Raw genomic sequence first — 19,798 nt, 5'->3', positions numbered from 1 at the left:
CGAAAACGGATGAACGAATTACTAACAAAAGCAAAAAAATTAAAACAGGCCGCGAAACGTTTAGCGATTTTATCGACGGAAGAAAAAAACGAGGCGCTGGCGATCATCGCGGAAACACTAATTGCACGAAAATCGTACATTTTAGAAGAGAATGAAAAAGATATGGCAAGTGGAAAAGAAAACGGGCTCTCCCCTTCCTTGCTTGACCGACTACAACTGACGGAAGAACGTATTCACCAAATTGCTGACGGTGTTCGCCAAGTGATTCAGCTACCAGATCCAATCGGCGAAACGATCGAACAATGGTCGCGACCAAACGGACTCCTATTAAAACAAATTCGCGTACCGCTTGGTGTTGTCGGTATGGTATATGAAGCCCGTCCAAATGTAACAGTCGATGCAGCTAGTCTTTGCCAGGCGTGTTGATTAACCAATAATATCCATAAAAAACATAGAAAAAAGAGCACCTTTCCTGTAGAATGTAAGTAACAACACAAACAAACCTAGGAGGTGCTCTCTATGCACAAGCATACCACACTCCCAAATTTGATGCAAAAAATTGTTTCTGATGAAGATCTCCAGTCGATTACCGAAGCCGTTGGCTACCATGACACTTCGCGGACGTTTACGGTGCGCACGTTGGTTGATTTTTTTCTGCTGGCGGCACTTCACGAATGGAAAAGTTTCCGTCATGGTGCCGATGTGGCGAAAATGTACGGATTGCCGACGTTTCATTACTCGACGGTTTCTAAGAAAGCGAAAGAAGTTCCGTACGAGGTGATGAAGCGCTTATTTGCTTTGGTTGTTTCTAAGTGCAATCGCCAAACCCGCCGTTCGCTTCGCTTTCCAAAAGCATTGCGTATAGTAGACTCCACGACCGTCACCGTGGGGAAAAACCGCCTGACATGGGCACCCTATCATGGGGAACGATCCGGAGTGAAAATGCACGTCGCGTATTCCCCTGAGCAACAAATGCCGAGCGACATCGTAGAAACCGTAGGGTTGCGCCACGATGGACCGGTGGGAGAGCGGCTCACAGACGTACAAACGGTTCTTGTCGAAGATCGAGCGTACTTTAAAATTGAACGCCTCGATCGGTTTGTCGAACAGAAGCAACCGTTTGTGATTCGGATGAAAGACAATGTCGAGATCCATCAAAAAAAGAGCCTAAAGCGCCTTTCTTCCTCCTCTTCTTCTATTGTGGCGGATTTTACTTGCCAGTTAGGAACGAAACAATGTCGTTCCAAAAAGCGCCATCGCGTCGTGATCTTTCAGGATGCGAACGGGCATGAAATCCGTGTGGTCACGAACGTCTTAGAGGCATCGGCGGAAAAGATTGCCGAGATGTATCAAGAACGTTGGACAGTGGAAGTGTTTTTCCGATGGATCAAGCAATATCTAAACGTTCCGACCTTATTTGGCAACAACGAGCATGCGGTATACAACCAACTTTTTGCGGCATTTATCGCTTATGTGTTACTGAGATGGCTATATCATCGAACGGAAAAACGGACAACCTCGTCCCTTACCTTTCTTTCGTTTGTCCGTCGTTTTTTCTCTGGGCAACTTCCTCTCGAATGGAAATCCGAGATGGCAGCTGTCTTATTTGAGTATGCCCGAATATATGGGAGGAGTATGCCTAATTTTGGATAATCAACAGCCGTGAGTCTTTGCTTAAAAACAGGAAATGCCGTCTTGTGGCGCGGCAGTTCTTCCGCTATTCACTCGAATAAAGCGCTCGTGTCGGTCATGCAAGAGGCGTTAAAATGGTCTTCTGTCCCAGTTGACGCGATTCAACTGCTAGAAGATACGAGTCGCGAAACGGCACAACATATGTTTCGTTTAAAAGAATATGTGGATGTTCTCATTCCACGCGGCGGCGCCGGTCTTATTCAATCCGTCGTCGAAAACGCAACGATTCCTGTGTTAGAAACAGGCGTCGGCAATTGCCATATTTTCATTGACGACTCTGCTGAAAAAGAAATGGCGATTGATATTGCCATAAACGCTAAACTGCAACGCCCATCTGTCTGCAATGCGGTCGAAACGGTCATCATCCACCACCAATGGCCATATATAAACGAGTTGCTTGAAACGCTGCATGAAAAAGGGGTCGAACTACGCGGTGACAACCAGCTTGCGGCTACATATCCGTTCGTCCGTGAAGCGACAGAAGAAGATTGGGCAACCGAATTTTTAGCCCCGATTCTAGCGGTGAAGCTCGTTGAAACAGTCGATGAAGCGATAGAGCATATTGAGCGCTACGGCACAAAACATTCCGAAGCAATTATTTCTGAATGTAAGGAACACGTGGAGCAATTTTTCGCTCGCGTCGATGCCGCCGTATTGTACCATAACGCCTCTACCCGCTTCACCGACGGCGAACAGTTCGGATACGGTGCGGAAATCGGCATTAGCACACAAAAACTGCACGCCCGCGGACCAATGGGCTTACGCGCCATCACGACAACAAAAACGCTCGTGTACGGGAACGGGCAAGTGCGGACATAAAAACCAGCCTCTATATGGGGCTGGGTTTTTCGTCTTACCGAATTGCTTCTAATACTTCCGCAAACCACTTACGCTCATCATCCCATCTCGCCTCTTCCAATCGCAACGAAATTGGGATATCGCAATGGATGGCCGCAAGTTTTCGCGACAAATGAAGCAAGTCGAGATGTTCGGTTATTTTTTGTTGCTGTGCTTTTGTTAAGTTCGCAAAATTTTCGATGATTCCTTCAATTGATCCGTATTGTTGAATAAGTTTAAACGCTTGTTTTTCACCGATGCCGCGCACGCCTGGGTAATTGTCGCTTGCATCGCCCATAAGCGCCTTCACATCAATAAGCTGATGAGGCTGAATCCCTTTTTCTTGAGTAAAGCGGTCGAGCGTATACGCCTCATAGTTGCCAATGCCTTTTGCCAACAAATAAACAGTGACATGTTCCGAAAGAAGCTGGAATAAATCACGGTCTCCAGTCACAATCGAAATGCGCATCCCATCACGATATTGCTTTACAAGCGAGCCGATGCAATCGTCCGCTTCGGCACCAAGTACGCCGATATTCGGAATGCCAAGCATCGCAACCGCTTCTTTCGCCAAATCAAACTGCGGCATTAATTCATGCGGTGGCTCGCCTCGATTAGCCTTATAATCTGGAAACCATTCCGTGCGAAACGTCGTGCTTCCCATGTCCCAACAACAAACGACATGCGTCGGCTGAAGTGCATTTGTTGCCGCTTCGATTTGTTTCACTACCCCATATACCGCATTCGTTGGCACACCGCGGCTATTGATCATCCAACGCGGTGCTGTCGCATAAAACGCTCGAAACAATAACGCCATCCCGTCAATTAATAACAAATGTTCTCGTTCCATCTTCGTTGTCCTTTCTATGTATCGATGAAACAAGTATAACAAAAAACCATCCAGTACAGGATGGCGGAAACGTTCAAAAATATTTTGTGCAACGTATCATTTATTGCAAACGTCTTTTTAGAAAACGAACTAGCTTCATGATCGAACATACAATAACAAATACGACACCCTGAACCTCCCGATGGCTAAAGCCACGGGGTTCTTGTGTACAAAAGGGTTTCTCGTACACCTGCGTGTAGAACTCACCCTTGTTCCACAAGACTTTCATGGGCAAACACCTTACTGGTGCTTATCGCCCTGTGCGCCCGGTTCAAGACGCTTTTTATCATTTAAATTTCCATACTACTTACGACACATGAATGAAGATGAAGTCGTTTGATTTCTTCATCATGCAGTCGAATAAATTGATCCCATCTCTCTAAACATTTTTGTCGATCTATTTCTTTTCGATTGTCTTTCACATTCATGATTAAAAATGCGCTGTATAAATCTTCGACAGGTGACAGGCACAACGACATCAGGGCATTTTCTATTACGGGGATGCCTTATTTGTGTTGCGCTTCTTTACATACTACTATCGGGATGAATAGTTACGGGCAAACGTACTATTTTTTCAATTTATTAAAGATTCTTTCACGCTTCAAAAAATAGTAAACGCTTTTTAAGGCTAATATTTTTACAAAAAAAGGAGGGCGATTCGCCCATCCGTTAAATTTTCATAATGCCGCCTGTACTAGCTGACGTGACGAGTTTCGAGTAACGGGCCAAATACCCGGTTTTCACTTTCGGCTCAAATCCTTTCCAATTTGCTTTTCGCTTTTCCCATTCTTCTTCTGGAACGAGGACATCAATTGTTCGTTTCACAATATCAATGACAATATGGTCACCATTTTGTACAAAAGCAATTGGACCCCCTTCGGCAGCTTCTGGCGATACGTGTCCGATCGATAAACCACGAGAAGCACCGGAGAAACGACCGTCCGTAATGAGGGCAACTTTCGGTCCAAGTCCCATACCGACAATTTGCGATGTCGGCGCAAGCATTTCTGGCATCCCTGGTCCACCTTTTGGTCCTTCGTAACGAATAATGACGACATGCCCAGGTTGTACTTTTCCTGCCGCAATGCCTTCAAGCGCCTCTTCTTGAGAATCAAATACGATCGCCGGTCCTTCATGGCGTGTAATGCCACCTTGAATACCACCTGTTTTAATGATGGCGCCGTCTGGAGCCAAATTTCCAAACAAAACAGCCAGTCCACCTGTTTCTGAGTACGGATTGTCAATTGGACGAATGACTTCATAGTTTTTTACTTCGCATCCTGCAATGTTTTCACCAAGTGTTTTGCCTGACACCGTCAATGCATCTAAATGAAGGGTGCCTTCTTTTTTCGACAGTTCGTGCAATACTGCAGATACACCACCCGCTTCGTGTAAATCTTCAATATGCATATCTGATGCTGGTGCCAATTTTGCTAGATGCGGCACGCGAGATGCGACCTCGTTAATACGCTCAAGCGGATAATGAATGCCTGCTTCGTTAGCAATAGCTAGCGTATGTAGCACTGTATTTGTTGAACCACCGAGCGCCATATCAAGTGCGAATGCATTGTCAATTGCTTTTTCGGTGACGATGTCGCGCGGTTTAATATCATGCTCGATTAAATACATTAACTGCTGAGCTGAACGTCGTACAAATTCTTTTCGTGCCGGATCAATCGCTAAAATCGTGCCATTACCAGGGAGCGCTAAGCCGAGCGCCTCGGCTAAACAGTTCATCGAATTTGCTGTAAACATTCCTGAACAAGAACCACATGTCGGACAGCCGTACTGTTCAAGTTCTTGTAACCCTTTTTCATCGATTTTTCCGGCTTGATATGCACCGACTCCTTCAAATACAGAAGAGAGCGAAATTTTTTTCCCATCGCTCGTCACACCTGCTTTCATCGGTCCTCCGCTTACAAAAATAGTCGGGATATTTAAGCGCATCGCCGCCATCATCATGCCAGGTGTAATTTTATCGCAGTTCGGAATGCATACCATCCCATCAAACCAATGGGCAGAAACGACCGTCTCAACAGAGTCAGCAATAATTTCTCGGCTCGGCAACGAATACCGCATACCAATATGTCCCATCGCAATGCCATCATCGACCCCGATGGTGTTCATTTCAAACGGAACACCACCGGCCTCACGGATTGCCTCTTTTACAATTTTACCAAACTCCTGCAAATGAACGTGACCTGGAATAATATCAATATACGAGTTCACAACCGCAATAAACGGCTTATGAAAATCTTCTTCTTTTACCCCTGCTGCACGCAATAAACTGCGATGGGGTGCACGGTCAAATCCTTTTTTAATCATATCGCTACGCAAAACAAATCCCTCCATTTTTTCTGAACTTGTTAAAAAACATTGTAACATTTTTTTAAATAAAATCACTAGCATTGCAGTAATTAAATCTGATGATTCAAAATACTAAGAATGTTCAATTTTTTATTGATTTCGAAACAAAAAAATCCTTTACAATGGAAGTACAGGTGGTTCCTGTCCAAATCCAATCGTAAAGGATAACTGTTATGGACAAGAATACACTAATTTCATCATTTGGTAAATGGGTTTCACCCATAAATATTCAAAAACTTAGCGAACAAGTCAAAGAATTGAAACAGGACTATTACACAAAAAAGCTGACAACAGAAGCCTATATTAAATTTTTATTGGTAGCCCAACTGCTCGAATTTAAGAGCTTAGAGGAAATGAGTGATGCACTTGTAGACGAAGATCTTCAAAAAGCACTCGGATTTGAATCGATAAGTGCCTCTCAGCTATCCCGAAAAAACAATCAGATCAACCCACTAATTCTTGCAAATTTGTTCTTGGATCTTGTTTGGAAAATTCAACGGTACCATTATAAAAACGGAAAGAATATGCCACTGAAAATCATTGATTCGAGTACACTCCCGTTGAATTTGACCAATTATAAATGGGCAAAATTCCGTAAAACAAAAGCTGGTGTAAAGCTACACTTACGGCTCGTTTTCATGGATAAAGACACCGTCTATCCTGAAAAAGCAGTGATTACGACAGCAAAAGAACATGACCGAAATCAACTCGAAGTCCTAGTGGATGATAAAGAAGCCATGTATGTGTTTGACCGCGGTTATGTGGACTATGAACGTTTTGACCGGATGACAGATGATGGCTATTTCTTCGTTTCAAGACTGAAGAAAAACGCAGTCATTCGTGAAGTCTATACATTTTCACTTCCTGATGATTGTCACGTTCTATCCGATAAAATGGTCTATATTGGTACCACACAAAATCGTACTGAAAATGTCTATCGTCTACTAGAAGTTATGGACACAAAAGGGAACTTACTTCGTTTAATTACCAACCGATTTGATTTAAAAGCAGAAGAGATAAGTGGTATTTACCGATCTCGCTGGGCTATTGAACTCTTTTTCAAATGGCTTAAGCAACACGTAGAAATTAAGCACTTTTATGGAATGAGTGAAACAGCTATTCAAAATCAAATTTTCTTAGCCCTTATCACGTATTGCTTACATGTTCTCATTCAATTGGAGATGAAAAGTAAGAAATCCCTACTTCGAATTACTCGTTGGTTAAAGAGAGCTCTGTGGAAACCAGCTTATGTTTGGTTGCGAAAATTTGATGGGCGAGCCAGTCCATAATCTCCCTTTTGTCGTTGTCGCTCTGATTTAACTGTATATATTTACCAAATGGACAGTGCCGCCTTTCTTTAGGTTTTGTCTTTTTGGCACAAATTCACAAAAAATAATTAACAGAAAATTCTAACTATATTTATGCAATGCTAATGAAATAAAATAACAATTCTAAAAATAAAAAAACTCTTTTTCTACAAAAAACGCAGAAAAAGAGTTTTTAAAATATGCACTTTCGCAGATGTCCCCCTCTCAATCCCCCATAAGAAAATGATTTATTTCTTTCGCTGCTTCGCGTCCTTCATGAATCGCCCAAACAACAAGGCTTTGTCCACGTCTTGCATCACCTGCGACAAATACACCTTCAACATTCGTCTTGTATGCTTTACTAATTGTCTCGATTCCAAACTGTTGTAAAAGTTGCGGTTCTGGTCTTTCAAAACCAATAGCGATCAATACGAGATCACACGGCCATATTTTCTCTGTACCTGGAATTTCTTTAAATACAGCACGCCCTTGATCATCTATTATTTTTTCCATTTGGATCGTATGCAGTTCTTTTACTCTCCCTCTCTCATCACCAACAATTTTTTTCGTTTGAATACAATATTGACGCGGGTCATTGCCGAACTTCGCTTCCGCTTCTTCATATGCATAGTCAACTGTAAATACAAGCGGGTATTGCGGCCATGGATTATCGTTTGTACGCTCTTTTGGCAATGCCGGATGTTTGCCGAATTGCACAACGCTTTTACATTGTTGCCGCAATGCCGTCGCGACACAGTCAGCCCCTGTATCGCCACCACCGATTACGATGACATGTTTATGTTTGGCATCAATAAACGTTTCATCTTTTTCGCCGGTAAGTAGCCATTTTGTCGTCATTGTCAAGTAGTCCATCGCAAAATGAACGCCATCAAGCTCGCGTCCTTCGATCATAAGATCGCGTTGCTTTTGTGCTCCAATACAAAGCACAACCGCATCATATTGTTTGCGCAATTCATCCACCGACAAATCTTTTCCGACTTCTATGTTTGTAACAAACGTAATTCCTTCTTTTTCAAGCAAGCGTACACGTCTCTCAACGACGTCTTTTCCAAGTTTCATATTCGGAATGCCGTACATCAACAAACCACCAATTCGATCCGCGCGCTCATACACAGTGACAAAATGACCAGCTTGATTTAGTTCATCTGCACAAGCTAACCCTGCAGGACCAGAGCCAATGACGGCCACCTTTTTTCCGGTTCTCTTTTTCGGAATGCGCGGTTGAACCCACCCTTCCTCAAACGCTTTGTCAATAATCGCTCGTTCAATTCCTTTAATCGCTACTGCCGGATCAGAAATCGCTACTGTACACGATCCTTCGCACGGCGCTGGGCAAACGCGTCCTGTAAATTCTGGGAAATTATTTGTCTTCACTAACCGTTCAAACGCCTCTTTCCATCTTCCACGATACACAAGGTCGTTCCATTCTGGAATGAGATTATGAATCGGACAGCCAGATGTCAAGCCTTGAAGCTCTATGCCCATATGACAAAACGGCGTACCGCAATCCATACATCGCGCACCTTGTCTCGCTAACGTGTCGGTTGAAAATGGAAACGTATATTCATTCCAATCATGTAAACGGGAAAGCGGATCGCGCTTTTTTTCTTCCTCCCGTACATATTCCATAAATCCCGTTGCTTTCCCCATCATTCTCCCCCTTTCACCTATTCGGAAGCGTTCGCCTATTTCGCGACCGCTTCCACCACTTTCACACCTTTTTTGTTTACAACTGTTTCAAACGCCTCAAATACCGCTTCATCATGCGACATCCCGCGTTGCTTCATCGCCTCGATTGTTTCAATCATCAATTTATAGTTTTTCGGGATCACTTTAACGATCCGTTTGACTACATCGTCCCAATTCGCAAGCACATATGCTGCCTTTGGACTTTCTGTATATTTGTAATGTTTCACAATCATTTCGCGCACATCGCTTCTTTCTTTTTCATCGACTAAGGACTCAAATAAAACGAGTTCACGGTTCGCGTTTTTTTGCCACGTATCATCGTAAGCGAATACGTAAGCTACACCACCAGACATTCCAGCAGCGAAATTTTTTCCAACTGATCCGAGAATAACGACGCGCCCTCCGGTCATATACTCACAACCATGATCCCCTACTCCTTCAACGACCGCATGCACGCCGCTATTTCGAACACAAAAACGCTCGCCGGCGCGACCGCGAATATACGCTTCACCGTTCGTCGCTCCATAAAAAGCTACGTTTCCGATAATCACTTGATCGCTACATGCAAACGTTGCCTCGTGCGGCGGACGAATAATAACTTTCCCCCCCGATAAACCTTTTCCGACGTAATCATTCGCATCGCCAATTAATGTCATCGTCATTCCTTTTGGTACGAACGCCGCAAAACTTTGCCCAGCGGAACCGTGAAAACATAACTGAATCGTATCTTCTGCAAGCCCTTCTTCACCGTACCGTTTCGATATTTCGCTGCCGACAATCGTGCCAACTGTACGATGAACGTTTTGGATGGCAACTTGCAATTGTACCGGCTCTTTTTGTTCAATTGCCCGCTTGACTGCTGGCAAAATGACCGTATCATCAAGCGTTCGATCAAGATGATGATTTTGTGGTTTAGAAAACGTTCGCGGTCCTTCCACTTGATACAACAAACGCGATAAATCAAGATGTTTCGCTTTCCAATGCCGCTTTGCCCGCTCGCTTATTTTTAATACATCGACGCGTCCAACCATTTCTTCGATTGTACGGAAGCCAAGTTGAGCCATAATTTCGCGCACTTCTTGAGCGATAAAATACATGAAATTCACAATATGCTCTGGTTTACCTGTAAATTTTTCCCGCAGTTTTGGATTTTGTGTCGCTACACCGACTGGGCATGTATCTAAATGACAAACGCGCATCATGACACACCCTAAAACGACAAGTGGAGCCGTCGCAAAGCCAAACTCTTCAGCACCTAATAACGCCGCCATGACAACATCGCGACCAGTCATTAATTTTCCGTCTGTTTCTAATACGACGCGATCACGGAGTCCGTTTAACATCAGCGTCTGGTGCGTTTCAGCTAAACCGAGTTCCCACGGAAGCCCGGCATGTTTAATGCTCGTTTTTGGCGAAGCACCTGTACCGCCATCATATCCGCTAATGACGATCACATCCGCACCACCTTTAGCCACTCCTGCCGCGATCGTACCAACGCCAGATTTTGCGACAAGCTTCACGCTAATGCGCGCATCGCGATTTGCATTTTTCAAATCATAAATGAGTTGGGCTAAATCTTCAATGGAATAAATATCATGATGCGGTGGTGGCGAAATAAGTTCCACACCCGGCGTGGAGCCGCGTACTTTTCCAATCCACGGATATACTTTATTCGCAGGCAGTTGACCACCTTCTCCAGGCTTTGCTCCTTGCGCCATTTTAATTTGCAGTTCATCCGCATGAACTAAATAATGACTTTTTACACCGAAACGACCGGATGCAACTTGCTTAATTGCACTACGACGAAGATCGCCATTTTCATCCCGTACATAGCGACGCGGATCTTCGCCACCTTCTCCACTATTACTTTTTCCACCGATGCGATTCATCGCAATCGCAAGCGCTTCATGTGCTTCTTCGCTCAATGAACCGTACGACATCGCCCCCGTTTTAAATCGACGAACAATCGCTTCTACCGGTTCGACTTCATCAAGTGGAATTGGCGTACGCGTTTCGTCAAACTCAAACAAATTGCGCAAAAACGTTAGTTGCTCTTCATTGGCCATGTTGGAATATTGCTTAAATAACTCATAGTCATTTTTTCGACATGCCCATTGTAACGTATGAATCGTTTTCGGATTAAACGCATGATGTTCACCGTTTTTACGCCATTGTAATTCACTTCCAGAATCTAATGTTTCATCATAAGACGTGAAAAACGCTTGCATATGGCGCATTTTTGCTTCTTGGGCAATTTCATTCAAACCGATTCCGCCAATTTGCGACGCTGTTCCGGTGAAATATTGATCGATAACATCATCCCCGATACCGATTGCTTCAAAAATTTGCGCACCGCGATAGCTTTGCACTGTTGAAATGCCCATTTTTGACATCACTTTCACAACGCCATCTGTCGCTGCTTTTTTGTACGTTTCAACTGCTTTTTCGTATGTGGAAGCAATAACTCCTTTTTCGACTGCTTCTCGAATGGTCGCAAATGCCAAATACGGATTGACCGCATCCGCTCCGTAACCGATTAACGCAGCGAAATGATGTACTTCGCGCGCTTCCCCACTTTCAACAATTAAACTCACTTTCGTGCGCGTCCCTTTCCGTACGAGATGTTGATGCACCGCGCTGACTGCCAAAAGAACAGGTATGGCTATGCGCTGCTCATTCATTGAGCGATCGGATAAAACAATTAACGTCACACCATTAGCAATTGCTTCATCTACCGCTTGACATAATTTGTCTAACGCTTCTTTTAAATCATTTGTAAAAACAGTAGACAATGTAACGCATAAAAATTCGCGGTATGGATTCATTCGCAATGCTTGTAATTGCTTATTCGTGACAATTGGGGAATACAAGCGAATGCGCCGCGCAGACGACTCATCTGGATGCAACACATCTCCTTCTTTTCCGAGCCACGTGACAGTGGATGTGACAACATATTCACGAATCGCATCAATCGGCGGGTTCGTTACTTGGGCGAACAATTGCTTGAAATAATTGAATAAACTTTGCGGACGTTCGGATAATACAGCTAGCGGCGTATCGTTGCCCATTGCTCCGGTTGGGTCTTTTCCTTCCGTCGCCATTGGAATGATCGTTTTTTCAACATCTTCATACGTATACCCAAATGCTTTCTGCCATGTGATAAGATTGTCAAACGGCTGTTCCTCATCTCCCGCAAACTGCTCGTCAAGTTGTTCAATAGAAACAGTTTGTTCGTTCACCCATTGACGATACGGATGCTTATGCGCAATTTGCTTTTTGACCTCTTCATCAGAAATGATTCGCCCTTCTTCTAAATCAATAAAAAGCATTTTTCCCGGGCTTAATCGTTCTTTGTATAAAATATTGTTCGGCTCTACATCGATCACGCCTACTTCTGATGAAAAAATAATATAGTCATCTTTTGTGACATAGTAACGAGCTGGACGAAGACCGTTGCGGTCGAGAATACCGCCAATTTGCTTGCCATTTGTGAATACGATTGCCGTTGGACCGTCCCACGGCTCCATCAGACAGCTGTAATATTCATAAAACGCTTTTTTATGTTCATCCATCTCTTTATCCCAATACCACGGTTCTGGGATCAACATCATCGCTGTTTCAGCAAGCGACTTTCCGGCTAAAACGAAAAACTCAAACGCGTTATCGAGCATGGAAGAGTCGCTTCCGTTCGTATCTAAAATCGGGAGTACTTTTTGTAAATCTTCCCCAAACATCGGGGAGGAAAACTGCTTCTCACGCGCCATCATCCAATGAATATTTCCGCGCAACGTATTAATCTCCCCGTTATGAATTAAATAACGATTCGGATGCGCTCGCTCCCAACTCGGAAATGTATTTGTGCTAAAACGCGAGTGAACGAGCGCAAACGCGGAGCGAAATCGTTCATCTTGTAAATCAATATAAAAAGCATCCAGTTGCTCAGGGGTGACTAGCCCTTTGTAAACGATCGTTCGACTGGATAAACTCGCAAAATAGTACTCATTGTTTTTTACTAACTTTTCCGCTCGTTTACGAATGACGTACAACTTACGCTCAAAATGTTGCTCATCTGTTACGTCATCGCTCGCTGCAATAAAAAGTTGGCGAATAAACGGTCGACTTTGTTTCGCTAATATTCCGAGTTTTCCGATATCTACAGGTACATCACGCCATCCGAGTAACGTTTGTCCTTCCTCGCAGATAATTTCATTGATTTTCCGCTCTAAAATGACTCTCTTTTGTTCACTATGTTCAAAAAAGAAAACCATTCCGACTCCGTAACGTCCTTTTGCGGGAAGTGAAAATGAACAAACGGATCGAAAATAATCATCAGGAACTTGTACCATGATCCCCGCGCCATCACCTGTTTGCGGATCGCTTCCTTGGCCTCCCCGATGCTCTAGTTGACGTAACATGTGAAGACCTTGCTTCACAATATGATGAGACGCTTCACCTTTTAAGTGAGCGTATAACCCAATCCCGCATGCATCATGTTCAAATTGTGGACGGTACAATCCTTGCACTTTTGGTAGTCCTCTCATGCGAATCCCCCATTCCGTTATCATGTATGTATAATTGTAGGTTTCAATAATCATACAAACAATATATAATTTAGATAATATTCATCTCATTTCGAGAACAATAGAAAGAGGTGGAAAAAATGGAATTAAGACAATTGATTTATTTCACGGAAGTTGCCAAACGAGAACATGTATCGGAGGCTGCTGAAGCGTTACATGTCGCTCAATCCGCTGTCAGCCGCCAAATCTCAAATTTAGAGGATGAACTCGGGGTTAAGTTATTTGAACGAGAAGGAAGGAATGTCAAATTAACACCTATCGGCCGTCACTTTTTACAACATATTGAATTAGCATTAAAAGCAATTGACTATGCGAAACAACAAATTGAGGAGTATTTAGACCCTGAACGAGGAACGATTAAAATTGGTTTTCCAACAAGTCTCGCAAGCTATACGATGCCAATGGTCATTTCAACTTTTAAGCAACAACACCCTCATATTTCTTTCCATCTGCGTCAAGGCTCATATAAATTTTTAATTGAGGCGGTAAAAAAACGGGAAATTGATTTAGCTTTTTTAGGTCCTGTGCCGACAGAAGAAAAAGGCATTCAAGGGGATATTTTATTTACGGAGTCGTTCGCCGCACTCATTCCGACAGATCATCCACTTAGTCAAAAACGAAGCATTGCTTTAAGCGAATTGCGGCACGAACCGTTTATCATGTTTCCCCAAGGATTTATTTTGCGAAAAATAGTCGAAGATGCTTGTAAACAAGCCGGCTTTTCTCCAATCATTTCGTCGGAAGGGGAAGATTTAGACGCGATCAAAGGACTCGTTTCGGCAGGAATCGGGGTAACTCTGCTCCCTGAAAGCACATTTTACGGAACAACACTTCGTTATACAGCGAAAGTCCCGATCGAATTTCCACTCGTTCGTCGCAACGTCGGAATCATTTTACCAAAATGCGACCTCGCACCTTCTGTCAACGTATTTTATCAGTTCGTAAAACAATTTTTTGCTACGTTAAATCAATACCAGTAAGCCAGCTGATAAGCGCAACTGGCTTACTGTGTGACTACATAGACAAATCGATGCCGACAACTCCAACCACGTAACCTAAAAGTTTATCTTTACGACACACTTTTTGTAGAAAACACCCACATACGACTTCCGATCCAGTTGATCGCCATTCCGCTTATCGTCGCTATCATTTTGTTTAAAACAATCGGAAACATTTCTCTGAAACCGTGTAGCATCATGATCGTCACGATGAGAGAACAAAGGTTTACGGCAAGAAAACGAACGAATTGTTTTTTCCCCCCTCCTACTGATCGAAACGTCCACGCCCGATTCCATATGTAGCTATTGATCACACCTGCACTATAGCCAAACATTTGTGCTCACATATATGGCACATGAAGTGCTATGAGGGAGAAAAATAACAAAAAATCCACAAATGTATTACTCACTCCAACAACAGTAAAACGAACCATGCCATGCAACACCTTCTTAAAAAATTTACAAACTCATATTGGATTTTTATGTTAATATAAAAAGGTGAGGAATTTCAATTCACACAAAAATATCCATATCAATAAAAGGAGCTATCAAACATGGAGCACAAAATTGAGACGATTCCATTTGAATTAACCATTGTAGGAAAAGGGTACCGCGTGAAAACAGACGAAGCATTCCAAATGATTCCTTCGCTTTGGGCTTATGCCGAACAAGATGGATTTATGCAAAAACTGATCGATCTCTCATGGGAGCATCCAAAATGCACACTTGAAGGGCTGTTGGGTGTTTGTGGGGAAGAAGCTAAAATAACAGGCGAACAGTTTACTTATTTTATGGGAATACGTTATGACGGGGAAGTTCCGAGCGATATGCAATATATGACGATCAAACATGACACGTGGGTGGTGATTTCAAACGTAACTGAGGCGTGGAATCAATTATATGAATGGCTTCCTTTTTCTCAATATGAACTTGCTGATGCTCCGTGTATTGAATGTTATTATGCGCCGGATCACCGTCCTGAAAATGAATTATGGGTTCCCGTTATACGTAAATAACCGAACAAACATAGCCAAAGGTGCGGGAGCAGAGCACTCCTTTGGCATGCAAGTTAAAAACAAACACGGGCAAGCCCGATGACACCCGATACCGTCAACGGACTAAGTAACGTAGATAAAAATACAGCTTGAGCAGCATACTCTGGATGATGATTATATTCTAATGCGTACAACGCTGTGTTTCGTGAACAAGGATATGCACTAGCGATGAGTAGTGCTTGAGCTGTCGTCCCTTTGATATGTAAAAGTGAAACGATTAAAAAAGCGATCAAAGGAGATAAAACGAGACGACTACCATTCGTTATAAACATAAGACGAGGAAGCCGCTTCATATTCATATAGGCGAGTTGAGCACCTAACGTCAGCAAAGCAATCACCAAAAAGGCATCGGCTACACGTTCGAGCGGCTGCCAAATAAACGATGGTATTGGAATATGAGCGAATCGAAACATCACACCGAGAATAAGTGCGTAAATAATTGGATTTTTTAAATAACTGCCAAAACGTTGCACATTCACACGAAAACCTGTTTGATTTTCCATGTTTTCTCCTCCTTTGATTCCACTATCCTCTTTATTTTCCTTCAAAAGGTAGCCCGTGATGACTTTTCATAGATTTTTTGACGCTACCTTTATATTATTGTATGCATAAAACGCAATAAAAAAGGAGCTCCTAGATAAAAAGAAGCTCCGAACATAACTAACCATTTACACGAACAGTTTTATTTTTTCTTCTTCATTCATAAAGTGATATTTTTTCTCGACATACACTTGATGCCAAACCATGAAAGTGAGTACTGTCCATACTTTCCGACTATGATCCGCTTTGTTTTGACAATGTTCCTCTAGCAGACGATACAATACATCTTTATGAAATAGATGATCTGTTTCACTTTCTTTTATCGTACGTTTCGCCCAGTCATATATTTCATCTTTTAACCAATGCCGAATAGGAACAGGAAAGCCTAGCTTTTTGCGATGTAAAACATGATCCGGAACAATTCCTTCTGCTGCTTTTCGCAAAATATACTTGGTTGTTTTATTTTTGACTTTCATTTCCGGGGCGATTTTCGTGGCTACTTCGAATACTTTTTTATCAAGAAAAGGGACGCGCAGTTCTAAAGAATGAGCCATTGTCATTTTATCTGCTTTCAACAAAATATCGCCTCGCAACCACGTATGAATATCAATATGTTGCATTCGGTTGATCGGAGGATATCCTTCTGTTTCGTGATAAAACGGTGCGGTAATGTTGGTGTATGATACATTTGGATCATATACTTTCAACAATTCTCTCTTTTCCCGCTCACTATACATCTTTGCATTGCCAATGTAACGTTGTTCGATTGGAGTGATCCCACGTTCAATAAAACTTTTCCCCTTTACCCCGTCTGGCAATACTTTTGCGATCATCGCTAAAATAGATCGTATGAAACTCGGGATTTTCTCGAATATTTGTAAAGATTTTGGTTCGTGATAAATGTTATATCCCCCGAACAACTCATCCGCCCCTTCGCCAGAAAGAACAACGGTTACATGTTTTCTAGCCTCTCTTGCTACGAAATAAAGAGGGACAGCTGCAGGATCTGCTAATGGATCGTCCATGTGCCATATAATTTTCGGCAATTCCTCCACATATTCGTCTGGAGAAATGATGTAACTGATGTTTTCAACTCCTAACTTTTCTGCCGTTTCTTTTGCTACATCAATTTCATTAAATCCTTCTCTCGCAAATCCAACTGAAAATGTTTTGATATGCGGATGAAATTGTTTTGCAATAGCTACAATAAGCGAAGAATCAATTCCTCCTGACAAAAATGAGCCGACCGGAACATCGCTACGCATATGAATACTTACCGAATCAAACAACACTTGTCGAATTTCTTTGACGAGTTCACTTTCCGATTGATTAATTGGATGAAATGTAGCCTTCCAATAGCGCTGGATATTTAATTTTTCTCCTATTTTTTTCTTCATATAATGTCCAGGTTCTAGCTTACGAATGTGAGCAGACATTGTCAATGGCTCTGGAACATATTGAAAGGTTAAATAATGTTGCAAAGCTTCATGATTTAGTTCGTCGTGTTCAAGAGCATATAAAATGCTTTTCTTTTCAGAAGCGACAAACAGATGATCGTCTTTTTCTACATAAAAAAAAGGTTTAATTCCGAACGGGTCACGTGCTGCAAAAATTTCTTTCTCTTGTTTATCCCAAATCACAAATGCAAACATGCCACGAAGTTTATTTACCACGTCTTCTTTTTCAATACTATATAAAGCAACGATCACTTCTGTATCAGAATGGGTAGAAAACGAACACCCTTTCTTGATTAATTCGTCACGCAACTCGACGTAGTTGTAAATTTCCCCGTTAAATATAATCCAATATCTCTCATTTTCATAACATAGTGGCTGATGTCCACTTTCAAGGTCAATAATACTTAAACGTCGAAATCCAAAACTTACATGCTCATCAAAAAAATAGCCATAATCATCCGGACCACGATGAGTGATCAGATCGTTCATGTTTTGGAACGTTTCTTTCCAGTTACTATTTATCTCTTTCGGAACATCAGAGATATAGCCAACAAAACCACACATCCTACAGTTTCCTCCATCTAGTCGTCATTTTGCACATGAGAATGATTAAACTTGCTGTTTCGTTTTTGCTATTTTATTTAAACAATAAAATGTGGAGAAATGATGAACAAAAACTCTCATTCACATAAAAGACTATACCATAAATTTTGACCACTGTCTTTATAAGCTTTTCTCCATACATTTTGCACATTTATTTTTTATGATGATGTTACTATGACTTACATCACAAGTTTATGGAGGGAAAGCGATGAAGAAATTATGGTTAGGAACTGTATTGGTAGGAGTCATTGCGCTGAGTGCAGCTTGCTCAAATAATTCTTCGATGCAAGGACACGACATGTCCAACATGAATATGAAGGAAGAAAACACCGCACAGGACTCCAGTAAGAAACTGCCTTTGGCAACCAATACAGAAGTTTTATCCGGTAAAGAGATTAATCTTACTGCTAAGGAAGCATTATTACAAATAAATGATAAACTGTAGATGAGCAAATTTACTAACATAAATTTACAACCAAACAAAAAAGAAGACATGAACCCGATTCCTTGGTTAGAATAGATGTGCCAACAAACCATTCACAAGGAGGTTCATGTCTCATGAATAGATTAGCACATCACCAAGGAATCCACAAGTTTTTGACGATGTTGGGGTTGGCCCTTTATTTCTCGAAACCTGTCATGAAGCATCTCGTTCATATCGTGGATGCGATGATTACAAAGGGCTTTTCGGGAACGCTGACCGATCTACATCATGGGAGTTTTCATCCGAACCATCGCACGACACTGAGCCATTTTTTCACGAAAAGCCCATGGGAGGAAGAGACGCTGCTTCGCAAACTCCAACAGTGGGTGCTTCATCGTGTCGAACGCAGCTCGAAACGAGAGAATCAACCCATTTTTGTTTCGATCGATGATACGATTTGCCAAAAAACGAAGCCCTCGTCACGGGCAACACACGCCATTCAAGGGTGTGATTGGCACTATTCTCACGCAGAGAAAAAGTCGATCTGGGGACATTCTCTCGTTTGGCTCATGGTTCATACGATGACCCAAGCGTTTCCTTTTGCCTTTCGCCTCTACGACAAGACGGTGGGGAAAAGCAAAGGGGAACTCGCGATCGAGATGCTTTCTTCGTTGGATGTGAGTCGACCCGTTTATGTGCTCATGGACTCTTGGTATCCATCGAAAACCCTCGTGGGAGCCTGCTTAAAAAAAGGGTTCCACGTCATCGCGATGCTGAAGACGAATCGGATTCTCTATCCAAAAGGGACGGCCATTCAAGCAAAAGAATTTGCCAAATCTATGGAGCCACGGGATACCCGCCTCGTCACGGTGGGAAAAGAGCGTTATCGGGTGTATCGCTACGAAGGCGCTCTGAACGGTCTCAAGGATGCCGTGGTGCTGCTCGCATGGAAAGCCGATCAGCCGATGACGCCGAAACATCTTCATTGCGTCTTGAGCACCGATCGCGAGCTAAGCGATGAAGAGATCTTGCGCTACTATGCTGCACGTTGGTCGATCGAATGTTTTTTCCGTCAAGCGAAAGACCAGCTGAAACTCGATGGATACCGCGTTCGCGGGCGTCGGGCGGTGAAACGGTATTGGATCTTGGTGCAACTTGCGTATGTGTACAGCATGTTCGAGTCTAACAGTGATTTTTCGGATGGGCTCGATCTCCTGCGCAAGAGAAAAGGACATAGCCTCGTGGAGTTCATTTATCGTGCAGCAAAACAAAATATTCCCATTGATACCGTGAAAAAACAGCTCCACGTGGCATAAGGGGTACCCTGTTTGTCTCTTTT

At 42.7% G+C, this 19,798-nt stretch carries 12 protein-coding genes and 4 pseudogenes; 8 read left to right on the top strand and 8 right to left on the bottom strand.

Annotation, left to right across the window (positions count from 1 at the left end; all coding sequences use genetic code 11):
- Nucleotides 1-9 precede the first annotated feature (9 nt).
- From NSS60_RS06960 to NSS60_RS06950, 3 genes and pseudogenes are all read left to right on the top strand, one after another.
- Nucleotides 10-414 (top strand): annotated as a pseudogene (locus tag NSS60_RS06960) (gamma-glutamyl phosphate reductase); the annotation flags it as partial.
- Between the two features lie 105 nt (nucleotides 415-519).
- Complete coding sequence (locus tag NSS60_RS06955; protein WP_064214037.1) at nucleotides 520-1,653, top strand: IS4 family transposase; 1,134 nt, start codon at nucleotides 520-522, stop codon at nucleotides 1,651-1,653.
- 6 nt (nucleotides 1,654-1,659) lie between these two features.
- A pseudogene (locus NSS60_RS06950) lies at nucleotides 1,660-2,511 on the top strand (glutamate-5-semialdehyde dehydrogenase); the annotation flags it as partial.
- 34 nt (nucleotides 2,512-2,545) lie between these two features.
- Here the strand turns inward: NSS60_RS06950 and NSS60_RS06945 are convergent.
- The 3 genes from NSS60_RS06945 to ilvD all read right to left on the bottom strand — a co-directional run bounded on the left by NSS60_RS06945 (nucleotide 2,546) and on the right by ilvD (nucleotide 5,803).
- Nucleotides 2,546-3,379 carry a 5'-3' exonuclease gene (locus NSS60_RS06945; RefSeq protein ID WP_004890127.1) on the bottom strand — a complete coding sequence of 278 codons (834 nt, stop codon included), beginning with the start codon at nucleotides 3,377-3,379 and terminating at the stop codon, nucleotides 2,546-2,548.
- Nucleotides 3,380-3,708: 329 nt separating this feature from the next.
- Nucleotides 3,709-3,897, bottom strand: a complete 189-nt coding sequence (locus tag NSS60_RS06940; protein ID WP_081253619.1) for a hypothetical protein — start codon at nucleotides 3,895-3,897, stop codon at nucleotides 3,709-3,711.
- 190 nt (nucleotides 3,898-4,087) lie between these two features.
- A complete protein-coding gene (gene ilvD / locus NSS60_RS06935; RefSeq protein WP_051035070.1) occupies nucleotides 4,088-5,803 on the bottom strand; it encodes a dihydroxy-acid dehydratase in 1,716 nt (571 codons plus the stop codon).
- A gap of 155 nt (nucleotides 5,804-5,958) precedes the next feature.
- On the opposite strand from ilvD, the gene NSS60_RS06930 reads away from it, so the two are divergent.
- Nucleotides 5,959-7,074: an IS4 family transposase gene (locus tag NSS60_RS06930; protein ID WP_032101754.1), complete on the top strand. Its 1,116-nt coding sequence runs from the start codon at nucleotides 5,959-5,961 to the stop codon at nucleotides 7,072-7,074.
- A gap of 243 nt (nucleotides 7,075-7,317) precedes the next feature.
- Here NSS60_RS06930 and NSS60_RS06925 read toward each other — a convergent pair whose 3' ends face one another.
- Both NSS60_RS06925 and gltB read right to left on the bottom strand, forming a co-directional pair.
- The gene (locus NSS60_RS06925) at nucleotides 7,318-8,763 is read right to left on the bottom strand and encodes a glutamate synthase subunit beta (protein ID WP_004890122.1); all 1,446 of its coding nucleotides are present in this window, start codon (nucleotides 8,761-8,763) and stop codon (nucleotides 7,318-7,320) included.
- A 35-nt stretch (nucleotides 8,764-8,798) separates the two neighbouring features.
- Nucleotides 8,799-13,343, bottom strand: a complete 4,545-nt coding sequence (gene gltB / locus NSS60_RS06920) for a glutamate synthase large subunit (protein WP_004890120.1) — start codon at nucleotides 13,341-13,343, stop codon at nucleotides 8,799-8,801.
- A 119-nt stretch (nucleotides 13,344-13,462) separates the two neighbouring features.
- Here gltB and NSS60_RS06915 point away from each other — a divergent pair, with 119 nt between their 5' ends.
- Nucleotides 13,463-14,362, top strand: coding sequence for a LysR family transcriptional regulator (locus NSS60_RS06915; RefSeq protein ID WP_004890118.1), 900 nt, complete (start codon nucleotides 13,463-13,465; stop codon nucleotides 14,360-14,362).
- A gap of 89 nt (nucleotides 14,363-14,451) precedes the next feature.
- Here NSS60_RS06915 and NSS60_RS06910 read toward each other — a convergent pair whose 3' ends face one another.
- Nucleotides 14,452-14,715, bottom strand: a complete 264-nt coding sequence (locus tag NSS60_RS06910) for a GtrA family protein (protein ID WP_230456179.1) — start codon at nucleotides 14,713-14,715, stop codon at nucleotides 14,452-14,454.
- Between the two features lie 219 nt (nucleotides 14,716-14,934).
- Between NSS60_RS06910 and NSS60_RS06905 the strand changes: the two genes are divergently transcribed.
- Nucleotides 14,935-15,396 (top strand): GyrI-like domain-containing protein, encoded by a 462-nt coding sequence (locus NSS60_RS06905; protein WP_004890116.1) that lies wholly within the window; start codon nucleotides 14,935-14,937, stop codon nucleotides 15,394-15,396.
- A gap of 53 nt (nucleotides 15,397-15,449) precedes the next feature.
- Here the strand turns inward: NSS60_RS06905 and NSS60_RS06900 are convergent.
- Nucleotides 15,450-15,890: pseudogene (locus tag NSS60_RS06900) on the bottom strand (AEC family transporter); the annotation flags it as partial.
- A gap of 213 nt (nucleotides 15,891-16,103) precedes the next feature.
- Nucleotides 16,104-17,996: an asparagine synthase (glutamine-hydrolyzing) gene (gene asnB / locus NSS60_RS06895; protein ID WP_064214459.1), complete on the bottom strand. Its 1,893-nt coding sequence runs from the start codon at nucleotides 17,994-17,996 to the stop codon at nucleotides 16,104-16,106.
- A 247-nt stretch (nucleotides 17,997-18,243) separates the two neighbouring features.
- Here asnB and NSS60_RS06890 point away from each other — a divergent pair.
- Both NSS60_RS06890 and NSS60_RS06885 read left to right on the top strand, forming a co-directional pair.
- A pseudogene (locus NSS60_RS06890) lies at nucleotides 18,244-18,477 on the top strand (multicopper oxidase family protein); the annotation flags it as partial.
- Between the two features lie 116 nt (nucleotides 18,478-18,593).
- Nucleotides 18,594-19,775, top strand: a complete 1,182-nt coding sequence (locus tag NSS60_RS06885) for an IS701 family transposase (RefSeq protein WP_088223189.1) — start codon at nucleotides 18,594-18,596, stop codon at nucleotides 19,773-19,775.
- The last annotated feature ends 23 nt before the right edge of the window (nucleotides 19,776-19,798 follow it).

It is taken from the genome of Anoxybacillus sp. FSL W8-0382, from assembly GCF_038003845.1.
GTDB classification, from domain to species: domain Bacteria; phylum Bacillota; class Bacilli; order Bacillales; family Anoxybacillaceae; genus Anoxybacillus; species Anoxybacillus flavithermus_G.
Note: the sequence above shows the minus strand (reverse complement) of the source record. Positions and strands in the feature narration are given on the sequence as shown.